Source organism: Shewanella sp. WE21, assembly GCF_002966515.1.
Classification (GTDB): domain Bacteria; phylum Pseudomonadota; class Gammaproteobacteria; order Enterobacterales; family Shewanellaceae; genus Shewanella; species Shewanella oncorhynchi.
Genome location: NZ_CP023019.1, coordinates 2,293,979 through 2,311,601, shown reverse-complemented (window position 1 = coordinate 2,311,601; position 17,623 = coordinate 2,293,979). Strand labels below are relative to the sequence as shown.

The 17,623-nt window shown below is 46.3% G+C and carries 18 protein-coding genes; 9 read left to right on the top strand and 9 right to left on the bottom strand.

Going from position 1 to position 17,623, the window contains the following annotated elements; genetic code table 11:
• Positions 1-16: 16 nt before the first annotated feature.
• Positions 17-1,204: a benzoate/H(+) symporter BenE family transporter gene (locus tag CKQ84_RS10015; protein WP_105251134.1), complete on the bottom strand. Its 1,188-nt coding sequence runs from the start codon at positions 1,202-1,204 to the stop codon at positions 17-19.
• Positions 1,205-1,367: 163 nt separating this feature from the next.
• Here CKQ84_RS10015 and CKQ84_RS10010 point away from each other — a divergent pair, with 163 nt between their 5' ends.
• From CKQ84_RS10010 to CKQ84_RS10000, 3 genes are all read left to right on the top strand, one after another.
• Positions 1,368-1,943 (top strand): helix-turn-helix domain-containing protein, encoded by a 576-nt coding sequence (locus CKQ84_RS10010; RefSeq protein WP_105251133.1) that lies wholly within the window; start codon positions 1,368-1,370, stop codon positions 1,941-1,943.
• A gap of 119 nt (positions 1,944-2,062) precedes the next feature.
• On the top strand, positions 2,063-2,386 hold the full coding sequence (locus tag CKQ84_RS10005; RefSeq protein ID WP_105251132.1) for a rhodanese-like domain-containing protein: 324 nt from the start codon (positions 2,063-2,065) through the stop codon (positions 2,384-2,386).
• Between the two features lie 75 nt (positions 2,387-2,461).
• Positions 2,462-2,647, top strand: a complete 186-nt coding sequence (locus CKQ84_RS10000) for a hypothetical protein (protein ID WP_105251131.1) — start codon at positions 2,462-2,464, stop codon at positions 2,645-2,647.
• 166 nt (positions 2,648-2,813) lie between these two features.
• On the opposite strand, the gene azoR is transcribed toward CKQ84_RS10000, so the two are convergent.
• The 6 genes from azoR to CKQ84_RS09970 form a co-directional block, all read right to left on the bottom strand.
• Positions 2,814-3,410: an FMN-dependent NADH-azoreductase gene (gene azoR / locus CKQ84_RS09995; protein WP_105251130.1), complete on the bottom strand. Its 597-nt coding sequence runs from the start codon at positions 3,408-3,410 to the stop codon at positions 2,814-2,816.
• Between the two features lie 181 nt (positions 3,411-3,591).
• Positions 3,592-4,029, bottom strand: coding sequence for a thioesterase domain-containing protein (locus tag CKQ84_RS09990; RefSeq protein WP_105251129.1), 438 nt, complete (start codon positions 4,027-4,029; stop codon positions 3,592-3,594).
• 94 nt (positions 4,030-4,123) lie between these two features.
• On the bottom strand, positions 4,124-4,561 hold the full coding sequence (gene dtd, locus CKQ84_RS09985) for a D-aminoacyl-tRNA deacylase (RefSeq protein ID WP_105251128.1): 438 nt from the start codon (positions 4,559-4,561) through the stop codon (positions 4,124-4,126).
• 16 nt (positions 4,562-4,577) lie between these two features.
• Complete coding sequence (locus tag CKQ84_RS09980; RefSeq protein WP_105251127.1) at positions 4,578-5,183, bottom strand: hypothetical protein; 606 nt, start codon at positions 5,181-5,183, stop codon at positions 4,578-4,580.
• The gene (locus tag CKQ84_RS09975) at positions 5,180-6,133 is read right to left on the bottom strand and encodes an alpha/beta fold hydrolase (protein ID WP_105251126.1); all 954 of its coding nucleotides are present in this window, start codon (positions 6,131-6,133) and stop codon (positions 5,180-5,182) included. The genes CKQ84_RS09980 and CKQ84_RS09975 overlap by 4 nt, the downstream gene beginning before the upstream one ends.
• Before the next feature lie 35 nt (positions 6,134-6,168).
• A complete protein-coding gene (locus CKQ84_RS09970) occupies positions 6,169-7,140 on the bottom strand; it encodes a virulence factor BrkB family protein (protein ID WP_105251125.1) in 972 nt (323 codons plus the stop codon).
• Positions 7,141-7,221: 81 nt separating this feature from the next.
• On the opposite strand from CKQ84_RS09970, the gene CKQ84_RS09965 reads away from it, so the two are divergent.
• From CKQ84_RS09965 to CKQ84_RS09945, 5 genes are all read left to right on the top strand, one after another.
• Positions 7,222-7,443, top strand: a complete 222-nt coding sequence (locus CKQ84_RS09965) for a hypothetical protein (RefSeq protein WP_006079786.1) — start codon at positions 7,222-7,224, stop codon at positions 7,441-7,443.
• Between the two features lie 28 nt (positions 7,444-7,471).
• Positions 7,472-8,125, top strand: a complete 654-nt coding sequence (locus tag CKQ84_RS09960; protein ID WP_105251124.1) for a DUF2959 domain-containing protein — start codon at positions 7,472-7,474, stop codon at positions 8,123-8,125.
• Positions 8,126-8,391: 266 nt separating this feature from the next.
• Complete coding sequence (locus tag CKQ84_RS09955; RefSeq protein WP_105251123.1) at positions 8,392-9,606, top strand: 4Fe-4S binding protein; 1,215 nt, start codon at positions 8,392-8,394, stop codon at positions 9,604-9,606.
• A 282-nt stretch (positions 9,607-9,888) separates the two neighbouring features.
• Positions 9,889-10,305, top strand: a complete 417-nt coding sequence (locus tag CKQ84_RS09950; protein WP_105251122.1) for a hypothetical protein — start codon at positions 9,889-9,891, stop codon at positions 10,303-10,305.
• Between the two features lie 440 nt (positions 10,306-10,745).
• Positions 10,746-11,771 (top strand): diguanylate cyclase, encoded by a 1,026-nt coding sequence (locus CKQ84_RS09945; RefSeq protein ID WP_105251121.1) that lies wholly within the window; start codon positions 10,746-10,748, stop codon positions 11,769-11,771.
• Positions 11,772-12,151: 380 nt separating this feature from the next.
• Here the strand turns inward: CKQ84_RS09945 and typA are convergent, their stop codons facing one another.
• A complete protein-coding gene (typA, locus tag CKQ84_RS09935; protein WP_105251119.1) occupies positions 12,152-13,963 on the bottom strand; it encodes a translational GTPase TypA in 1,812 nt (603 codons plus the stop codon).
• A 1,010-nt stretch (positions 13,964-14,973) separates the two neighbouring features.
• On the opposite strand from typA, the gene glnA reads away from it, so the two are divergent.
• The gene (glnA, locus tag CKQ84_RS09930) at positions 14,974-16,383 is read left to right on the top strand and encodes a glutamate--ammonia ligase (protein ID WP_105251118.1); all 1,410 of its coding nucleotides are present in this window, start codon (positions 14,974-14,976) and stop codon (positions 16,381-16,383) included.
• Between the two features lie 314 nt (positions 16,384-16,697).
• Here glnA and CKQ84_RS09925 read toward each other — a convergent pair whose 3' ends face one another.
• Entirely contained in the window at positions 16,698-17,573 is an 876-nt protein-coding gene (locus CKQ84_RS09925; RefSeq protein ID WP_105251117.1) for a hypothetical protein, read from the bottom strand.
• Positions 17,574-17,623: the final 50 nt, after the last annotated feature.

Genomic DNA, 17,623 nt, shown 5'->3' with positions numbered 1-17,623 from the left:
AGGCGCTTTGCTGCAGTTAAGTATTCGCTCGCTTAACTACTGATGCAGTTCTGTGCCCGTTCCACCAATGGATAATAAACCCAAGCAACAGCCCCCAAAATGCGCTGCCGATGCCCAGCACACTAAAACCTGATGCCGTGACCAAAAAAGTGATCACCGCTACTTCGCGATCTTCCGTTTTAGCTAATGCGGCGGTCAGGCTATTGGCGATAGTGCCGAGCAGGGCTAATCCGGCGATGGCCAGGACTAATTCCTTCGGGAAAGCGGAAAACAGACCAACCACAGTGGCACCGAGTAACCCAGTGATAAAGTAAAATACCCCGCCCCACACCGCCGCCCAGTAACGAGTCGCGGGATTCGGATCTGCTTCTTTACCCATACAAATCGCCGCTGTGATGGCGGATAAGTTAAAGGCAAAACCGCCAAAGGGCGCGAGAATGACCCCTATTAACCCTGTGCTCGTGATCAAAGGTGAAATGGGTGGCCTGTAACCATTACCGTGCAGCGCAGCAACGCCCGGCATATTTTGCGAGGCCATAGTCACCACAAACAGCGGTAATGCTACGCCAATCACACTCGCCAACGAAAACTCAGGTGTAGTCCACACCGGCATCGCCAGTTGCAGCTGAACGGCATCTAACTTGAGCAAATCTAATTGAAAACTCATGCCTATGCCCACCAGCAACGTCAGCAAGATGATGTAACGTGGCGCAAAAGGCTTAACGATGATAAATACCAGCAGCATGATCAATATCAGACTCAGCTGGGTTTGCATCGCCTGAAATAGCCCTAGCCCAAATTGCAACAGGATCCCCGCCAACATGGCGGAAGCCACCGACTGCGGCATGACACGGATAAGCTTATCCATCCAGCCCGCAACACCGCAAAGGGTGATTAGAATTGAACTCACCAGAAAAGCGCCTATGGCTTGGTTTACGCTCAACCCCGCTAAGCTCGTCACCATTAGCGCTGCGCCCGGTGTAGACCAAGCCGTTAGAATAGGATTCTTGTAGTAAAGTGATAACCCTATGCTGGTCACACCCATGCCCACACCTAAAGCCCACAGCCATGAACTGATCTGTGCTGGTGTCGCCCCCACAGCCTCCGCCGCTTGAAAGATGATCACAGCCGAGCTGCTATAACCCACTAATACCGCAATAAATCCCGCTGATATTTTTGATAAACTCCCTGCATCTCGCCACATATCCACTCCCTTTCTCTGCAATTGATGTCGCCATTACTTTGTGCGCTATAACTTATAAAATGAACAAGATAGCTTCTGTGCGCTATAACGTACGAGATGGACAAGATAACACCTGTGCGTTATAACGTACAAACTAAATTTTCATAAAAATGATGGGGCCATTGTGCAAACGATAAACAGCTATCTCGCCAGCACGCTTAAAGCACTTCGCAACCAAAAGGGATGGAGTTTAGATAAAGCCGCCCAAGAGACGGGCGTTAGTAAGGCCATGATAGGACAAATCGAGCGCGGTGAATCAAGCCCAACCATTGCGACGCTGTGGAAAATTGCCAGTGGATTCAATATCTCGCTGTCGACCTTTCTCGAACCCACACCCCAGAGCCAAGGCGCAGTATTCCGTAAGCCCGACGAGTTACGCCAACAACCCGCCACCGACGGCATGCTAGTCGCCTCACTCTTCCCCTTTGAAGAGCGCTTCGGTTTTGAGATGTTTGAACTCACCCTGCTGCCAAACTATGAGCGCCTTTCTGAGCCCCATGAAACGGGTGTCACTGAGCATGTCATTGTCTTGAGCGGTACTATGGAAGTGCTAGTCGATGGCGAGTGGCAAACACTCAAGCAAGGTGAAGCGGTACGATTTGCGGCCGACAAACCCCATGGCTATCGCAATCTAAACGAGCAAGCCGTGGTATTCCACGACATCATTCACTATCAAAGAGCTAATGTGTCTAGCCTCTAACTACTTGCCTAGTGCCGGCAATGCCAAAAACCATTCACTGCCGATAATCTGCAGCGCTTGCACTCGCCAATTCATTAGAATAAACTTATTGAAAATTTCCTAATGGTAGGGGCAATGCTATGTTTCAATCTTTACTGGCTAAGTTATCCGGCAGCCACTCAGGCGAAAAATGTTGGCAATTGATTGAGCAAGGCGCACGGGTGATTGATGTGCGTTCACCAGAGGAATTTGCCTCCGGTCACTTGCCCCAAGCCATTAATGTGCCATTGCCAACACTCGACCAATGGTTACACCAAGTCGACAATAAGCAACATCCCTTCGTGCTCTACTGTGGCGCGGGTATTCGAGCGCAGAAAGGCTGCGATATCCTCAAGGCCAATGGTTTTAGTTGCGTGGTGAATGGCGGTTCGCTTAAAGATTTAGTCTGCTGCCAACCGAGCTAATTTAAGCCTCGGTTGTTCGGCGCCAATCTTACCAATCTGTATGTTGTGATGGTTTAGATATCTGCGAGGTGATGTATGCATAAAACGAATTATGCCAAAGCGTTACAGCTTGAAGCTACACTGGTTAACCCTGCTGAAAAGCCGCTTGAAACTGAACGCCATGCACGCTTTAGCATCAGTCGTAACCGCGACCAAGCCAGCACTAAGGTGCGTTATGTTGAGACAAGCACCCTCGCCAAAGGCTGCAGCCTTTGCGAATAAGAGCTAAATCTGCGACTTAAACCTAGCCGCTCGAGTCTAGTCGCTCAAACCTAGCCACTTAAGCCAAGCGTGCTTAGCTGAAATGCACATACAAAAATGCCAGCCTATTAAGGGCTGGCATTATTTATTCAGCTAAATCAAATGACTCAGCTAATCAACGGAACAATTAAGCTTTCAGCTGATCGATACTGTGTTTCGCTTCGCCCATGCCTTTGTCGTGTGCTTCAGGACCCATGTTCAGCGCTTCGGCGTAAACCACTTCAACATTAGTGATCCCCATAAAGCCTAAAACCGTTTTCAAGTAAGGTACAACATGATCCGTTGGGCCATCTTTGTGAGCGCCGCCACGGGTCGTCACTAACACAGCACGTTTACCTTCCACTAATCCTTTTGGACCTGTTTCAGTGTAAGTAAAAGTCACACCGGCACGGGCGACAAAATCGATCCAGTTTTTAAGTTGAACCGGAATCGTAAAGTTGTACATAGGTGCAGCGATAACAATCGTATCGTTCGCTTTTAATTCAGCGACTAAGGTATCTGATAAGGCGAGCATTTCTTGCTGACGTGCCGATAATTCTGCACCACCGCGTAACCCAGAAGCGATTTCACCGTCCACCATAGGCAGTACGTCTTTACCGCCTAAATCACGCACTGTAATAGCGGCGCCTTGGGTTTCCCAGTGACTCGCTAAGTGATCAATTAACACGGCAGATTGTGAATAACCGCCAAGAATGCTTGATTTTAAAATTAAAACTTTAGACATAATCTGCTCCGAAAATAGGTAAATGACTCAGAGTCAGATGGAATATCTCAACTCTATGACACTAGTGTATTAGCCCATAAAAAAGAAATAAAGCGGATAAAATCTGAGATTATCTTCGATTTTTTAGAAAGGTTATACGTCACCTTCGACATACAAATACACTAAGTTGTTTTCAACGCATTCATACTTTCGACGTACTAACATACAGACCTTCAAAAACCGCACACAGTGAATCCATACAATACAATTGCACTTCCAGCTTCACCTTAACTCTGCGCCCCCTTTGTAACGGGCTGAGATCCACATCTGGCCATTGTACTTTTACCACAGGGTCACAAGTCACAGGAGCAAGATAACGAATATGGGCATCGGCGAGCACAATATCACCCGCCACGCCCACCAACTGTTGATTTAGCCACACGGCACCCCAGCCTGTTAAGGTCATCAAGGTATAAATGCTGCCCGCAAACATGGTCTGATGCAGATTAAGATTGGGCGTCATCGGCGCTGTGACTCGAAACTCTCCCTCGCTGTAATCGAGTGGCATTATCTGCATAAACTCGCTAACGGGGATCGTACTGTGCCAAGTCTGGCGTAATTTAATAAGTAATTGATCCATGTGCATTCCCTTAATACTCCCACTTGGTACAAGCGACATTGATTATGCCTAGCACCCCATCACCTAGACTCCTAAATAAACATCACGATAGAAGCTACACCTGCAGATTAAAGGTCACTGGGCCATCATTGACTAAGGACACTTGCATATCGGCGCCGAACTGTCCGGTTTCTGTATGAACGCCCTTAGCACGGCAGAATGCGACAAACTCTTCATACAAGCCTAAAGCTTGATCCGGCGTACCCGCCCCTGAAAAACTCGGCCTCAAGCCTCGGCCTGTATCAGCGGCCAAGGTAAATTGTGACACGACTAATAAAGACCCGCCGACTTGTTCTAGATTGAGATTCATCTTGCCATTTTCATCGGAAAAAACGCGATAACTCATGACTTTAGTCGCCAACTTTTCCATCTTCTCGCGGGTATCTTCTTGCTCGACACCGAGCAGAACCAACAAGCCTTTATTGATTTCACCTAGGGTTTGGTTATCAACCACCACACTGGCGTGACTCACTCTTTGAATTAACGCAATCACAACTTTTCCTTTTAGATTAAGGCTTAACGGGAACCATTTGCGGCATTAGCGGGAGCGGGCGGATATATTGCTCTACGCCATCAGGCAAAGATTGTACGACCTGCGCTAAGCCGCCATTCGTCCACAGCATAAAGCGACGTAATTCTTCTATTTCAATACGGTCGGCAAAGGTCACTGTACCTTGCACTTGGATCACAGCGCCTTGGTCCAACAACACAAACTTGGCAAAATTAAGCTTCTGATTCAAGGTGCCAATCACGGCAGGCAACTCTTGGCTGGCCTGCAATTGAGGATGCACTGCATAGAAGCGATTCATTAAAATACGGTCAATGCCTGCAGAATTAATGCTCGGCTCAAGCAAAAACTGGTTATCGCCAAACTGCACCGCGACTTTCGTCGGCGCAACTTGGGTGGCCAGATAATTTGCGTCAATCAACGCTTGATACAAGCGCTCAGCGGCAGTTTCATTGGTTAACCCACCGAGTTCAACAACTTTGGGCGCGACAGGGGCACTCACGACCTCCTGAGTCGCAACTTGATCAATAGCGCTTGTTTCAGATGGGGCCGTAGTAGCACACGCGGTTAATCCGAGTAAACTGGCACTGATGAGCAATGTTTTCATTGTATTTCCCTTTGATGTATCCACGACCACATAGCATGGATTTCTGCTGTAACCGCCAAAAACAGAGACTCACTATTGAGCATATGTCCGCCATCGACAACAGATTGAATTGTAATAGCATGCTCCAACCCAGCCAAAAAATCGCGTAATAGCGTCGCTGGGCAAATCGCATCCTGCATTCCTTGCAATAACACACTACGCGCCTTCACTCTAGGCGTCACGCGCTGTAACACATTCATGGCATTGAAGTAATTATGTCGAGCAAAGTGTAACTCGATATTGGCTAATGCTAATACGGATTCGGGTAACAGCCTTGGTAACACTAACCTCGCCCCCGCAAGCTGCAACTCCCACTGCACCCAACGCCGCGCAAAATGGTATCGCACATTTTCATCGGCCGATGCCAAACCTTGATGGTACGAATCCAGTAATTCAATCAGCGATAACTGAACCGGAAAAATGTCATTGAAGAGTCGATAAGCAGCAGGTTGCAATTTTGCAGCGCCGTCAGCGCCATAGAGCCAGTCGAGACCTTCTTTGGATGGAATAAATAACGCCCACAGTACCTGTGCAATCACCCGCTCTGGGAATAATCCGCTGTAAATTAAGCCTAATGTGGCCCCAAAAGAGCCGCCTGCTAAACACCAACGCTCAATACCCAATGCAAGGCGAATCACCTCAATATCGCTAATCAAACCAGTGAGATGGTTGTTGGCTAAATCGTCAAAGGGTAAAGATTGCCCAGACCCGCGTTGATCTAAAAGCAAAATCCAATATTGATCGCCATTAAATAAAGCTAAATCACCGATATCACAACCCGCTCCAGGACCGCCGTGCAAATACAGCAGTGGGATACCTTGTGGATTACCGTATTGTGCCAGATGCAATTGCTGACCATTGCCAACGTTAAACCAGTCGCGACGGATAAAAGATGGGAAGGATTCAGGCATTTAGTGTCATCGCCATTAATAATCCTCTAATGGGGTCATTCAGATTTAGCCACCGCCTTGAGTGCCGTCACCTCAGCCGAAGTTAACACCGCAGCGGAATTATCTTGGGAGGCGTTTTCTAGGGGCTTAGCATTCAGAACGGTTTCGTCATCATCTGAGCTCGACTCATAATCTAAATATTCAGGCATAGCGGCGGTAATTTCCGCGCCGAGTAATACTATCATCCACGATAAATACACCCAGACAAAGATAATGGGGATCACGGCTAAAGCACCATAAATCGCTTCATAACTCGGAAACTGAGTGACATACAAAGCAAAGGCTTTTTTACCCAACTCAAACAAGATTGCGGCAACAATCGCCCCTAATAGTGCATGTAGAAACTTCACTTTTTGATTAGGCACCACCATATACAACAACAAAAATGCCGCCACAGAGAAGAGCATAGGTAAACGCTCAAGAAACACGGGCACCACACCCGACAACTGACCGTCAAAGACCTTCAATGACACCACGTAGGAAGTGGCGACCAAACTGGCCCCCACCAATACCGGGCCCAAAGTGATGACCATCCAATACATAGAAAAAGCCACCACCACTGAACGCTTCTCTTTAGTACGCCAAATGTTATTGAGCGATTTATCAATGGCGGAAATTAGCAAAATGGCAACCACGACTAAGGCCGCAATCCCGACCGCAGTCCCCTTAGAGGCATTGGCCACAAACTCATTGATATACACTTGCACAGTATCGCCAGCGGCAGGTAAAAAATTCTGATAAACGAAACCTTCTATCTGTCCACGTATCCCCTTAAATACCGGAAAAGCTGACAGCATAGACATAGTCACCGCCACCATAGGCACGAGTGACAACAGTGTGACATAGGCTAAATGTCCGGCGCGGATATTGATTTGATCTTCAACTAAACGCCGTCTCAAATGCAGCAGGAAGTGCCAGATCCCGAGGAATAAGGCGCGAATTTGTGCCAGTTCTATCTTCTTAGTCACGGGTTTCTCTTGATTCTGTTGGTATAGACTCGTTATCTTCGTACAATAAACACTTAATTTACAAGTCTAAGGAGTGAATTGATGTCTCAACAAGGATCTGCAGGTAACGTTATTTCCGCTATTGCTAGCCTATTTTTTCCTGGGCTAGGCCAATTATTGCAAGGCAGAATAATGGCCGCACTGTTATTTTTCATTATCACAGTGGTGGGTTATGCCCTCTGGTGGCTGATAGTGCCCGCGGTAATAGGTGCTATCTTTCATCTGTGGAGCATTATCGATGCGGCGCGATTTAAAGCCGATTAATTAATTTCATTCAGCGACGGAACACCCAATGAAAAGACTGATAGCTTCAGGGCTGATTGCCACAAGTCTCCTGCTTAGTGGTTGCCAGAGTGCCTACTACGGCGCAATGGAAAAGGTCGGTTACCATAAACGCGATATTATGGTCGACAGAGTTAAAGATGCGAAAAAATCCCAACAGGATGCTCAAAAAGAGTTCAGCTCTGCCCTAGAAGAAATGCAAGCACTGCTCAATTACAGTGATGGCAACTTAGAAAAAGCCTATAGCAGAGCCAAAGATGAATACGAATCGGCTCAAAGTGCCGCCGACAACGTCAGCAACCGCATCAATAAAGTCGAAGATGTAGCCGAAGCACTGTTCGATGAGTGGCAAAATGAAATTAGCGAGATCAGTAAAGCTAATCTACGCCGCAACAGTGAAGCTAAACTCAAAGAAACGCGCCGCGCCTATGAACAATTGATCAAAAGTATGCGCCGTGCCGAGTCAAAAATGCCGCCGATACTCACCGCCATGAAAGACAATATGCTGTATCTCAAGCATAACTTGAACGCCCAAGCCATTGGTGCGATTAAAAGCGAATTTGCGAGTCTGCAAACCGATATTTCGGCCCTGATTAAAGAGATGAATACCTCGATTAACGAATCGAGCAAATTTATCGAAGCACTCGAAAAATCAAAAAATTAATCCAAATGCCCCACTGAATTCCTAAGCCCTAGCAAAATAAATTGCTGGGGCTTTTTATTCTTTGTGTGACCTCGCCCTATGTCCCTGCAAGCCATACTTTATTTGTGCAAGACTAAAACACTTAGCTTTGTGAGCTATGGCGCGCTTTAATTGATTGATAGCGCGAATCTTAGATCTGACGCACAATTTCACTTATTACTCAAAAACTTATCCTCAGTTCACCACTCAGAGCCTGTACTTGTAACTTATTAGCTGTATTCATCACTATGACTTTTATCGAATCACTCACGCTGATGTTGGCACTCATGTATCTCGCCTCCCTCAGCTATTGGAGCGGCCAGAAATGGGGCGCGGTCGCCACACTGTTGCTCAGTATCGGTGCGGTGGCAATGAGTCTTTATTGGCCACTGGCTCTCGGGCTTCTTATTGCACTGCCACTGATGCTACTTGGGCATAAATTTGCGCCTGATGCACTCAAGGGTGAAATTAAAATCAATACCCTTCGTGAAGGGACTCAACATGTCTTAGCGCTATCGCTCTTGCTGGTTGCCATACAATACACAATCAATACCGTACTGCTTAAGCAAGGAATCACACCTTGGCTAATGCGCCCAGACGTAGTCGATGCCTTTTTACCGATTGCGGGTGGCATTGAGCTTAAGGCCATTATCAGCCTCAATTTGTGGGATCAAACCCATCCTGCGGCAGCAGTCATGCTAGCGGCGGTATTACTCACAGGTTTACTCTGCAAGCGGGCATTTTGCGGTTGGGCTTGCCCATTAGGTCTGGCAGGGGAATACCTGTATTCCTTTAGAAAACGCTTTATTAAATCAGAGCTTACACCACCCGCTTGGCTAGATTGGCCACTGCGAATGTTGAAATATCTATTACTCCTAGCACTTTGCTACATAGTTATTGGTATGCCAGCACAATCCATCCCCCATTATCTTGAAGGTAATTATCATAAGATTGCCGACTTGAAGATGGCATTGTTCTTCCTAACACCCAGCCTAATCACGCTACTGGTATTTGCGCTGATCCTCGCTTTAGCGGCATGGCGTCGTCAGGGATTCTGCCGTTACTTGTGTCCCTATGGTGCTATGCTTGGGATCTTAAGCTTTGCGAGCCCATTAAAAATTCGCCGCAATACCCAGCACTGTCTTATCGAAGCGAAAGGGATGAAATGCGACAAGTGTACCCGCGCTTGCCCAGCAAACATCATAGTGCACACTAAAACCACGGTTCGCAGTGACGAGTGCCAAGCCTGCATGCGCTGTGTCGCGGCTTGCCCTAAATCCGCCGCCCTCGGCCTTGGGCTGAAATCCGGCCACAGACTCGGTCATAAGGGATTGCTCGCATTAGTGCTTATCGCATTATTTATCCTACCGCTGGGCGCTTACTTAGCAGGTTTCTGGCATAGCCAAACACCAGACAACATCCGCATGGAATTGATCCAAGTGATTAATAGAATTGGGCACTAGAACACGCCACATCACTAGAACACCTAAAATGACACATATGATGGGATCCAATTGCGATGGAATAAAACACTAACGAAATTGAAAAACAGCAGCAGATAAGACTAGCAAACCTCAAAATGGAAACCTTTAGGTACAACTAAAGGTTGATCCACTCAGTAGGAACAATCTGAAAGGATTAAAATAAAATCATATAGAACAGATGCTTAATTGACACAAAATCTAATTACTGGTCTAATTCGCGCGCATTTAATAAAGGAATGTATTAACCAAAGGAATTATTGTGTGAAAAAATCATTATTGATCGCTCTTACTGCTCTACCATTATTTGCTTATGCTGGCCCATTCGATTCAATCGTTAAATCAGCAACTCAATCTGTCACTGACACGGTGAATGATACGGCAACCAATGCGTTAGACAGCGCAACGAATGAAGCGATTAAAAATACATTCGGCATTAAAGAAGGCTCAACCAAGCAAACAATCACTGAAAAATTAGGTGCGCCTGCTAGCACTTATAATGAAGCGGATCTAGAAGTTTGGGCCTATGATCTTAGTGCGTTAAATGCAGCTTCTCCAATGCTGGCAGAAACCACTAAGACTTTACTGAAAGATAATGAAGTCGCTCAAAAAAATGTGACTATCAGCTTCAAAGGTGAAAGTGTCAATGCGGTAAAATTGGCAGATAAAGCTAAGTCATAAGCTTGACTGCTCACTCGATAGGGCTCTAAGTCCTATCGAGTATCCCGACGTCCTCGGCCGCACCACAGCGATGATAGGCGTCAGCAATAAAGCCACTGCCAAGTAATACTATCCAGAAAAGACCTCACCTGCCGTCCAGTGACACACTCAGCTAACGCAATCCAGTAACCTCTCATCAGCAACCCCTGCTAAGCAATACCAACAAGCTTTGCCTGATTTTGAATAATCCCAGCAGGCTTGTGTTAAATAATACTTGGGCTAAATGATACATTAAGTGAATGCAAAACAATTTTGTCTCACAGACCATACTGCACTGCAGTATTTTTAATATATACGTCATAAAATTGATTACAATCAGGCAACAGCTAGACTTTATCGCAGATAATATTCCTATACGGATATTAGAAAAATGGTTTTATGTTCCCCAACGGAGCTAACCTATGCGACCCGACCGACAGCAATTGATCCATTCGTTATTTGACGAATATATTGAGATGTATGCCTCCCGTGATGACAGGCTAACTCGTCGCTTTAGTGATAACTTTAGCGGCTATGCAGGGAGCAGTGACCAGCTTGTCACCAGCAGGGAAGAATGGGTGCGAATCACTCGTCAGGACTTTGCACAAGTGCCTGAGCGAATCCACATCGAAATGTTAGATCTTTCTTTACAAGACCTTGCCGACAACCTCGTGGTTGTGACTGCCTTTTTCCATATCCACTTACCTATCCCTAATCCTATGCTTTCCCGCGAGACAGCACGGCTAGTGTTGATATTTCACCGAGAAAACAACGACTGGATGATTGTCCACAGTGGCATATCCATCCCCTACGGCTTAGCCCACAAAGGGGAAATTTACCCGATCGCGCGATTAGAGGAACGTAACGTCGAACTTGAATCCATGATCACAGCTCGAACTAGTGAACTGGCAGAAGCCAATAGGCAACTTGAAATACTCAGCAATACCGACGGTTTAACCAATATCGGCAATCGCCGCCTATTTGACATGATGTTACAAACAGAGTGGAGTCGTGGACAAAGGAGCAATTCCTCACTGGCCCTCATCATGCTCGATATTGACCACTTTAAACAATTTAACGATCACTATGGCCACCTCGCCGGAGATGATTGCCTTAAACAATTAGCGAGTACACTGTCCCAGTCCGGTCGCAGAGCGGGCGAATTAGTCGCTCGCTACGGCGGCGAAGAATTTGTCATTCTATTACCAAATGTCGATAATCAAACCGTACTTGAGACAGCACAGCACATTCATCAACTGATCCAATCCATTGCCATTCCGCATGCAAATACCGACCTAGGCATTGTGACAGTGAGCGCAGGCGTCGCCTATCTGCAACCCTCTAACAAACAAAATGCTTTAGAACTCGTTCGCCAAGCGGACGCCGCCCTCTACCGCGCAAAATCCGCTGGCCGCAATTGCATACGGGTGATGGATGAGGACTACTAATACCAATCGTATTAAATATCTGTTCATTCAGCGGGAGTTCTACGCGCTTTAGACAAGGCGAAGGCTTGAAGGCATAGTGGTGCTCTGTCGAAAGCCTTGAACGCAGTATAAAGCGCGTTGCCATGTAGTGAACATCAGCCGCCCTTCGGGAGCCACACAGGCATCCCACTCCCGTGTTGCATTGACTTAAAAGGGAATAACCATTTCTGCGTCAATGCGCCTTGGATTGAGATACCTGTGATGCTCTGAACTGATTAGCTATTTATAATACCCATTACTCAATTTATCCCAACAAAAAGCCCTGCACAGTTTCCTATGCAGGGCTTTTTAAACCGATTGACTCACCTTAAGGGCGTGTCACCTGAATTAACAGGCTGGCATTAACCGCGGTTAAAGCGCTTACGATCGTTTTCAGTCAAGTGTCTCTTACGAACACGAATGTTCTTAGGCGTTACTTCAACTAATTCATCATCATCGATGAACTCAAGCGCTTGCTCAAGTGTCATTGTGATTGGCGTAGTCAACACTTGGGCTTCGTCAGTACCAGAAGCACGCATGTTGGTCAGCTGCTTACCTTTCAAACAGTTAACAGTCAGATCGTTTGAGCGAGCGTGAATACCAACCACTTGGCCTTCGTATACTTCAGCGGCATGGCCGATAAAGAGACGACCGCGATCTTGCAGACCGAACAGTGCGAAGGTCAATGCCTTACCCGTTGCGTTAGAGATCAATACGCCGTTAGCGCGTTGACCGATATCGCCACCTTTGTGCGGACCGTAATGGTCGAATGAGTGATAAATTAGACCAGTACCAGAAGTCGCGGTCATAAACTCAGTTTGGAAACCGATTAAACCACGGCTTGGGATGATGAAGTCGATACGTACACGACCTTTACCATCAAGCTGCATGTCTTTCATTTCAGCTTTACGGGTACCTAATTTCTCGATTACTGTGCCTTGATCTTCTTCTTCAACGTCAACAGTCAACGTTTCAAATGGTTCACACAGTTCACCGTCGATAGTTTTCAGAATAACTTCTGGACGTGATACGGCTAACTCGTAACCTTCACGACGCATGTTTTCAATCAAGATTGATAAATGCAATTCACCACGACCAGATACACGGAAGCGATCTGGACTTTCTGTTTCTTCAACACGCAGTGCCACGTTGTGGACTAATTCTGTTTGCAGACGCTCCAGAATGTTACGTGAAGTCACATACTTACCTTCTTTACCTGCAAAAGGTGAAGTATTAACTTGGAAAGTCATGGTCAGAGTAGGTTCATCAACAGTCAAAGGTGGCATAGCTTCTACTGCACCAACGGCACAGATAGTGTCAGAAATTTTCAGCTCGCCTAAACCAGTGATAGCAACGATGTCGCCAGCGTTAGCAATTTCAACTTCAGTACGGTCTAGACCCATGTAACCTAATACTTGGCCCATTTTACCGTTACGAGTTTTGCCATCAGCGCCAATAATAGTCACTTGTTGGTTCGTTTTCACGCTACCACGCTTGATGCGGCCGATACCGATAACACCCACGTATGAGTTATAGTCGATTTGCGAAATTTGCATCTGGAACGCGCCTTCGGCGTCAGCATCTGGGAAAGATACTTTTTCAACGATAGTTTGGAACAGCGGCGTCATATCATCGCTCGCTACATCCGGATCTAAAGTTGCAAAACCGTTTAACGCAGAAGCGTAAACGATCGGGAAATCTAACTGCTCGTCAGTTGCACCTAAGTTATCGAACAGGTCGAATACTTGGTCAATAACCCAATCTGGGCGTGCACCTGGACGGTCAATTTTGTTGATAACAACGATTGGCTTTAAGCCTTGAGCAAACGCTTTCTTGGTTACGAAGCGAGTTTGTGGCATTGGACCGTCAACAGCATCAACCAGCAATAATACTGAGTCAACCATAGACAGAACACGCTCAACCTCACCACCGAAATCGGCGTGGCCTGGGGTATCAACGATGTTAATACGGTAGTCGTTCCACTTGATGGCAGTATTCTTTGCCAGAATCGTGATCCCACGTTCCTTTTCAAGATCGTTGGAGTCCATCACCCGCTCAGTGGCTTCTCCTCGGGTTGCAAGGGTGCCTGACTGTGACAGCAACTTGTCTACCAGGGTCGTTTTGCCATGGTCAACGTGTGCAATAATGGCGATGTTACGTAAATTCTCTAGCACGGATAAACCTCTTACCATCAAACAAAAATAGGGATATTTCAGTAATTCGTTATGGTGATCGAGCTCGATCTACCACAATAAAAAGCGTGCCATTCTACTCCAGAGCGGCCTTGGCGCACAGGATTATTTTTGAACACTTATAAAACAATCCGCCAATCCTTGGGTAATTTCCGTCAATCATCCACTGAGTGAAATCCTCTGTAGCCAGAGTTAACGCTCTGTTTAATTGCCATATTCATAGGAAAAATCTGAGTTAAGCAGCTGAATTTGCTATTTTTCGTATTCAATGTTAGCACTGCTAATGTCGATTTAAGCATCAGCAAAATCGACTTAGGTACAGAGAAATTACCACGTGAACACACTGCAATAAATTCTGCGGCACACTTAATCTAACGTTCATGTTGGCGTTTACACCCGATGACATTAAGACTCACTTCATTGTCACGGGATACCTTTTTACGCATCACTGATTTCACTTGGTCTGTGAACAGCAAAGACATTTCGCACATGAGAACGAACTCTTTCCTAATAATATGATAATAAACCACTATTGGATTGATAATGCGTGGCATAGTTGGACAGACTAGCGTGGTTTTATGACAATTATGCGGCGGTTATGCGGTGATAAATAGTCCCGTTCTGTGCTAAAAGTATGTGCGAGCTTCACAGAGGCAGTACTTACTGAGATAGTGAAAGCCAAAGTGTCATTGCCATCTCAGTGCCATATAAGCGGTGCATGTTATCGCTGTGCATCCCAGCTTAAGGTTTGCATGAATCAATTCAGTGCGCACCAAAATGGAGTAATGCACCAAAATGCCACAGACAAAAGCACTATTATGGTGCACACGCGAATCCAATTAAGTGCAACAAAGATTTTAAATCATGTTAATCAGTAAGTTAAATTATTGGCATGGATATCGCTTTATAGCTCGTAAGTTTGGCTCAAGATAAATCACTTGAGTTAAAAGATTATAGAAGGGGCATCCCTTTACCCTACCGGAGGCTTGAGAATGTCAGTTGAATCAGTTTTAAAGCAACTTGAAGAATTAGAAGTTAAGTTCGTTGATTTACGTTTTACCGACACTAAAGGTAAAGAGCAGCACGTATCTATTCCTTCTCATCAGGTAGATGCTGATTTCTTCGAAGACGGCAAAATGTTTGACGGTTCTTCTATCGCAGGTTGGAAAGGCATTAACGAATCAGACATGGTATTGATGCCAGATCCAACGACATTTGTACTGGATCCTTTCACCGAAGAAACCACAGCGCTGATCCGTTGTGACATTCTTGAACCCGGTACAATGACAGGTTACGACCGTGACCCACGCTCAATTGCTAAAAAAGCAGAAGCTTACCTGATCTCTACTGGTATCGCTGATACTGTATTGATTGGACCAGAACCAGAATTCTTCCTATTTGACGATGTCCGTTTCGGTACTGACATGTCAGGTTGTTTCGTTAAGATCGACGCTAAAGAAGCGGCTTGGAACTCAAGCACTAGCTACGAAGGCGGCAACACAGGTCACCGTCCATTTGTTAAAGGCGGTTACTTCCCAGTTGCACCGGTTGATTCATCACAAGACCTACGTAGCGCTATGTGTTTAGTGCTCGAAGAAATGGGCCAAGTGGTTGAAGCGCATCACCACGAAGTGGCGACTGCAGGTCAAAACGAAATCGCCACTCGCTTCAACACCTTGACTAAGAAAGCGGATGAAATCCAAATTCTGAAGTACGTAGTGCACAACATGGCACACGCTTACGGTAAGACGGCGACTTTCATGCCTAAACCCATCGTTGGTGACAACGGTAGCGGCATGCACGTTCACCAATCTCTGGCGAAAGACGGTGTTAACTTGTTCGCTGGCGACAAATACGCAGGTTTAAGTGAAACGGCGCTGTACTACATAGGTGGTATCATCAAGCACGCTCGCGCGCTGAACGCTTTCACTAACCCAAGCACTAACTCTTACAAGCGTTTAGTGCCACACTTTGAAGCACCTGTTATGTTGGCCTACTCTGCCCGTAACCGCTCTGCATCAATCCGTATTCCAGTGGTACCAAGCCCTAAAGGCCGTCGTATCGAAGCACGTTTCCCTGATCCACATGCAAACCCATACTTAGGTTTCGCAGCGCTGCTAATGGCGGGTCTTGACGGTATCCAAAACAAGATCCACCCAGGTGAAGCGATGGACAAAGATCTGTACGATCTGCCTCCAGAAGAAGCGGCTGAAATCCCACAAGTGGCAACGTCATTAGAAAACGCCCTTGAAAATCTGCAAGCTGACCATGAGTTCCTGACAAAAGGCGGCGTGTTCAGTGAAGATTTCATCCAATCTTATATCGTACTGAAAACAGCAGAAGCTGAGCGCGTAGCACGTACAACTCACCCACTTGAGTTTGAAATGTACTACAGCCTGTAATGGCTAGCGCTATACAACCGGCTCGCTTTATGTAATTGATACAGAAAATATAAAAGCCTCGATAGCAACGCTATCGGGGCTTTTTTGTATTTTGAAGGTATATACAACTTTTATTCTGATTCAATCATCGCGTTGCTCTCTAAATAGGCATCATCGCCAACCACTCTTTTATCATTCAGAGAAGGCACGCCAGACAACAGCAACAATAGAGATAGATGGTTAAAAACTGATCTAAATTAAACGAGGGGGCGGCATAAAACCACCTATATAGTCGGAAGTTAACTACCGCGCCATTATTGTTAAGTGTCCACGCTTTATTCAACTAGGCTGGGATTGTCAGGGGCAAAATCTGCCAGTTGGGCAGGTTCGCCTGACTCAAATGACGCAAATGGTACGCCATCTAACACGCGCTCATTTTTAAATACACGGATTTCAGAATCAGGTAACTGCGTCATCAGCAATGACAAGATAATGTGCATCTTATCCAATGGGCAATGAAGACGAATACTTGCACGTAAGCCCATTGTTCGTACATCCGATTGGCAGGCAATAAATGGACGATTCCGCGTTACCTTAATCAAATGACGATGCCCATTTTTTATAGGGCTCTCGTAAGTAGTCTCTACATTTTTATAACCAGTAAATAAAAATGCCCCCAGAGCCATTCCGCCTGCACCAATCAGCGCTGCCGGGCCTAAAAAGGCCACCCCAACAATACAAACCACCACCCCAAACCAAGCCAGCCCCCGCACGACCGCGTAGGCTGCATCCGGAATAGCGTCATGATAGGTAGTAACTAAACCCTCGGTGGTAAGCCGATAATGGTACTGTTTGTCGGCCAACCAGAGGTAGCGCATAAATGGCCCAAAAATCATCACTATGATGAGAAAATAATACCATTGTTCAAATCCATACCAGTATGTCACCAACCCAACTAGAGCCGTAATCCCGCACGGAATAAGGACCATTATCCACCCAATGCCATACACAGTCGCTACCTTAATATCCCACTCATAGAGGGTCGGTGCCTCGCGTACCCGCTGCTGACGCAACTGATAGAGCCGGTCTTGCTCCTCTTGGGGTAATTGCAGGTACTCAGTGCGCGGCAGGTCTTCATACCGACTGTCGTCCAACGGTTGTGTCTCTTGCTCTGTCGACGCCAACTGCTGCGGCGCTGCTCTCTTATTCATATAGCTATTCCTTTGCTGTGCCCACAGTACTGCATGGTCGTAGTTAACCT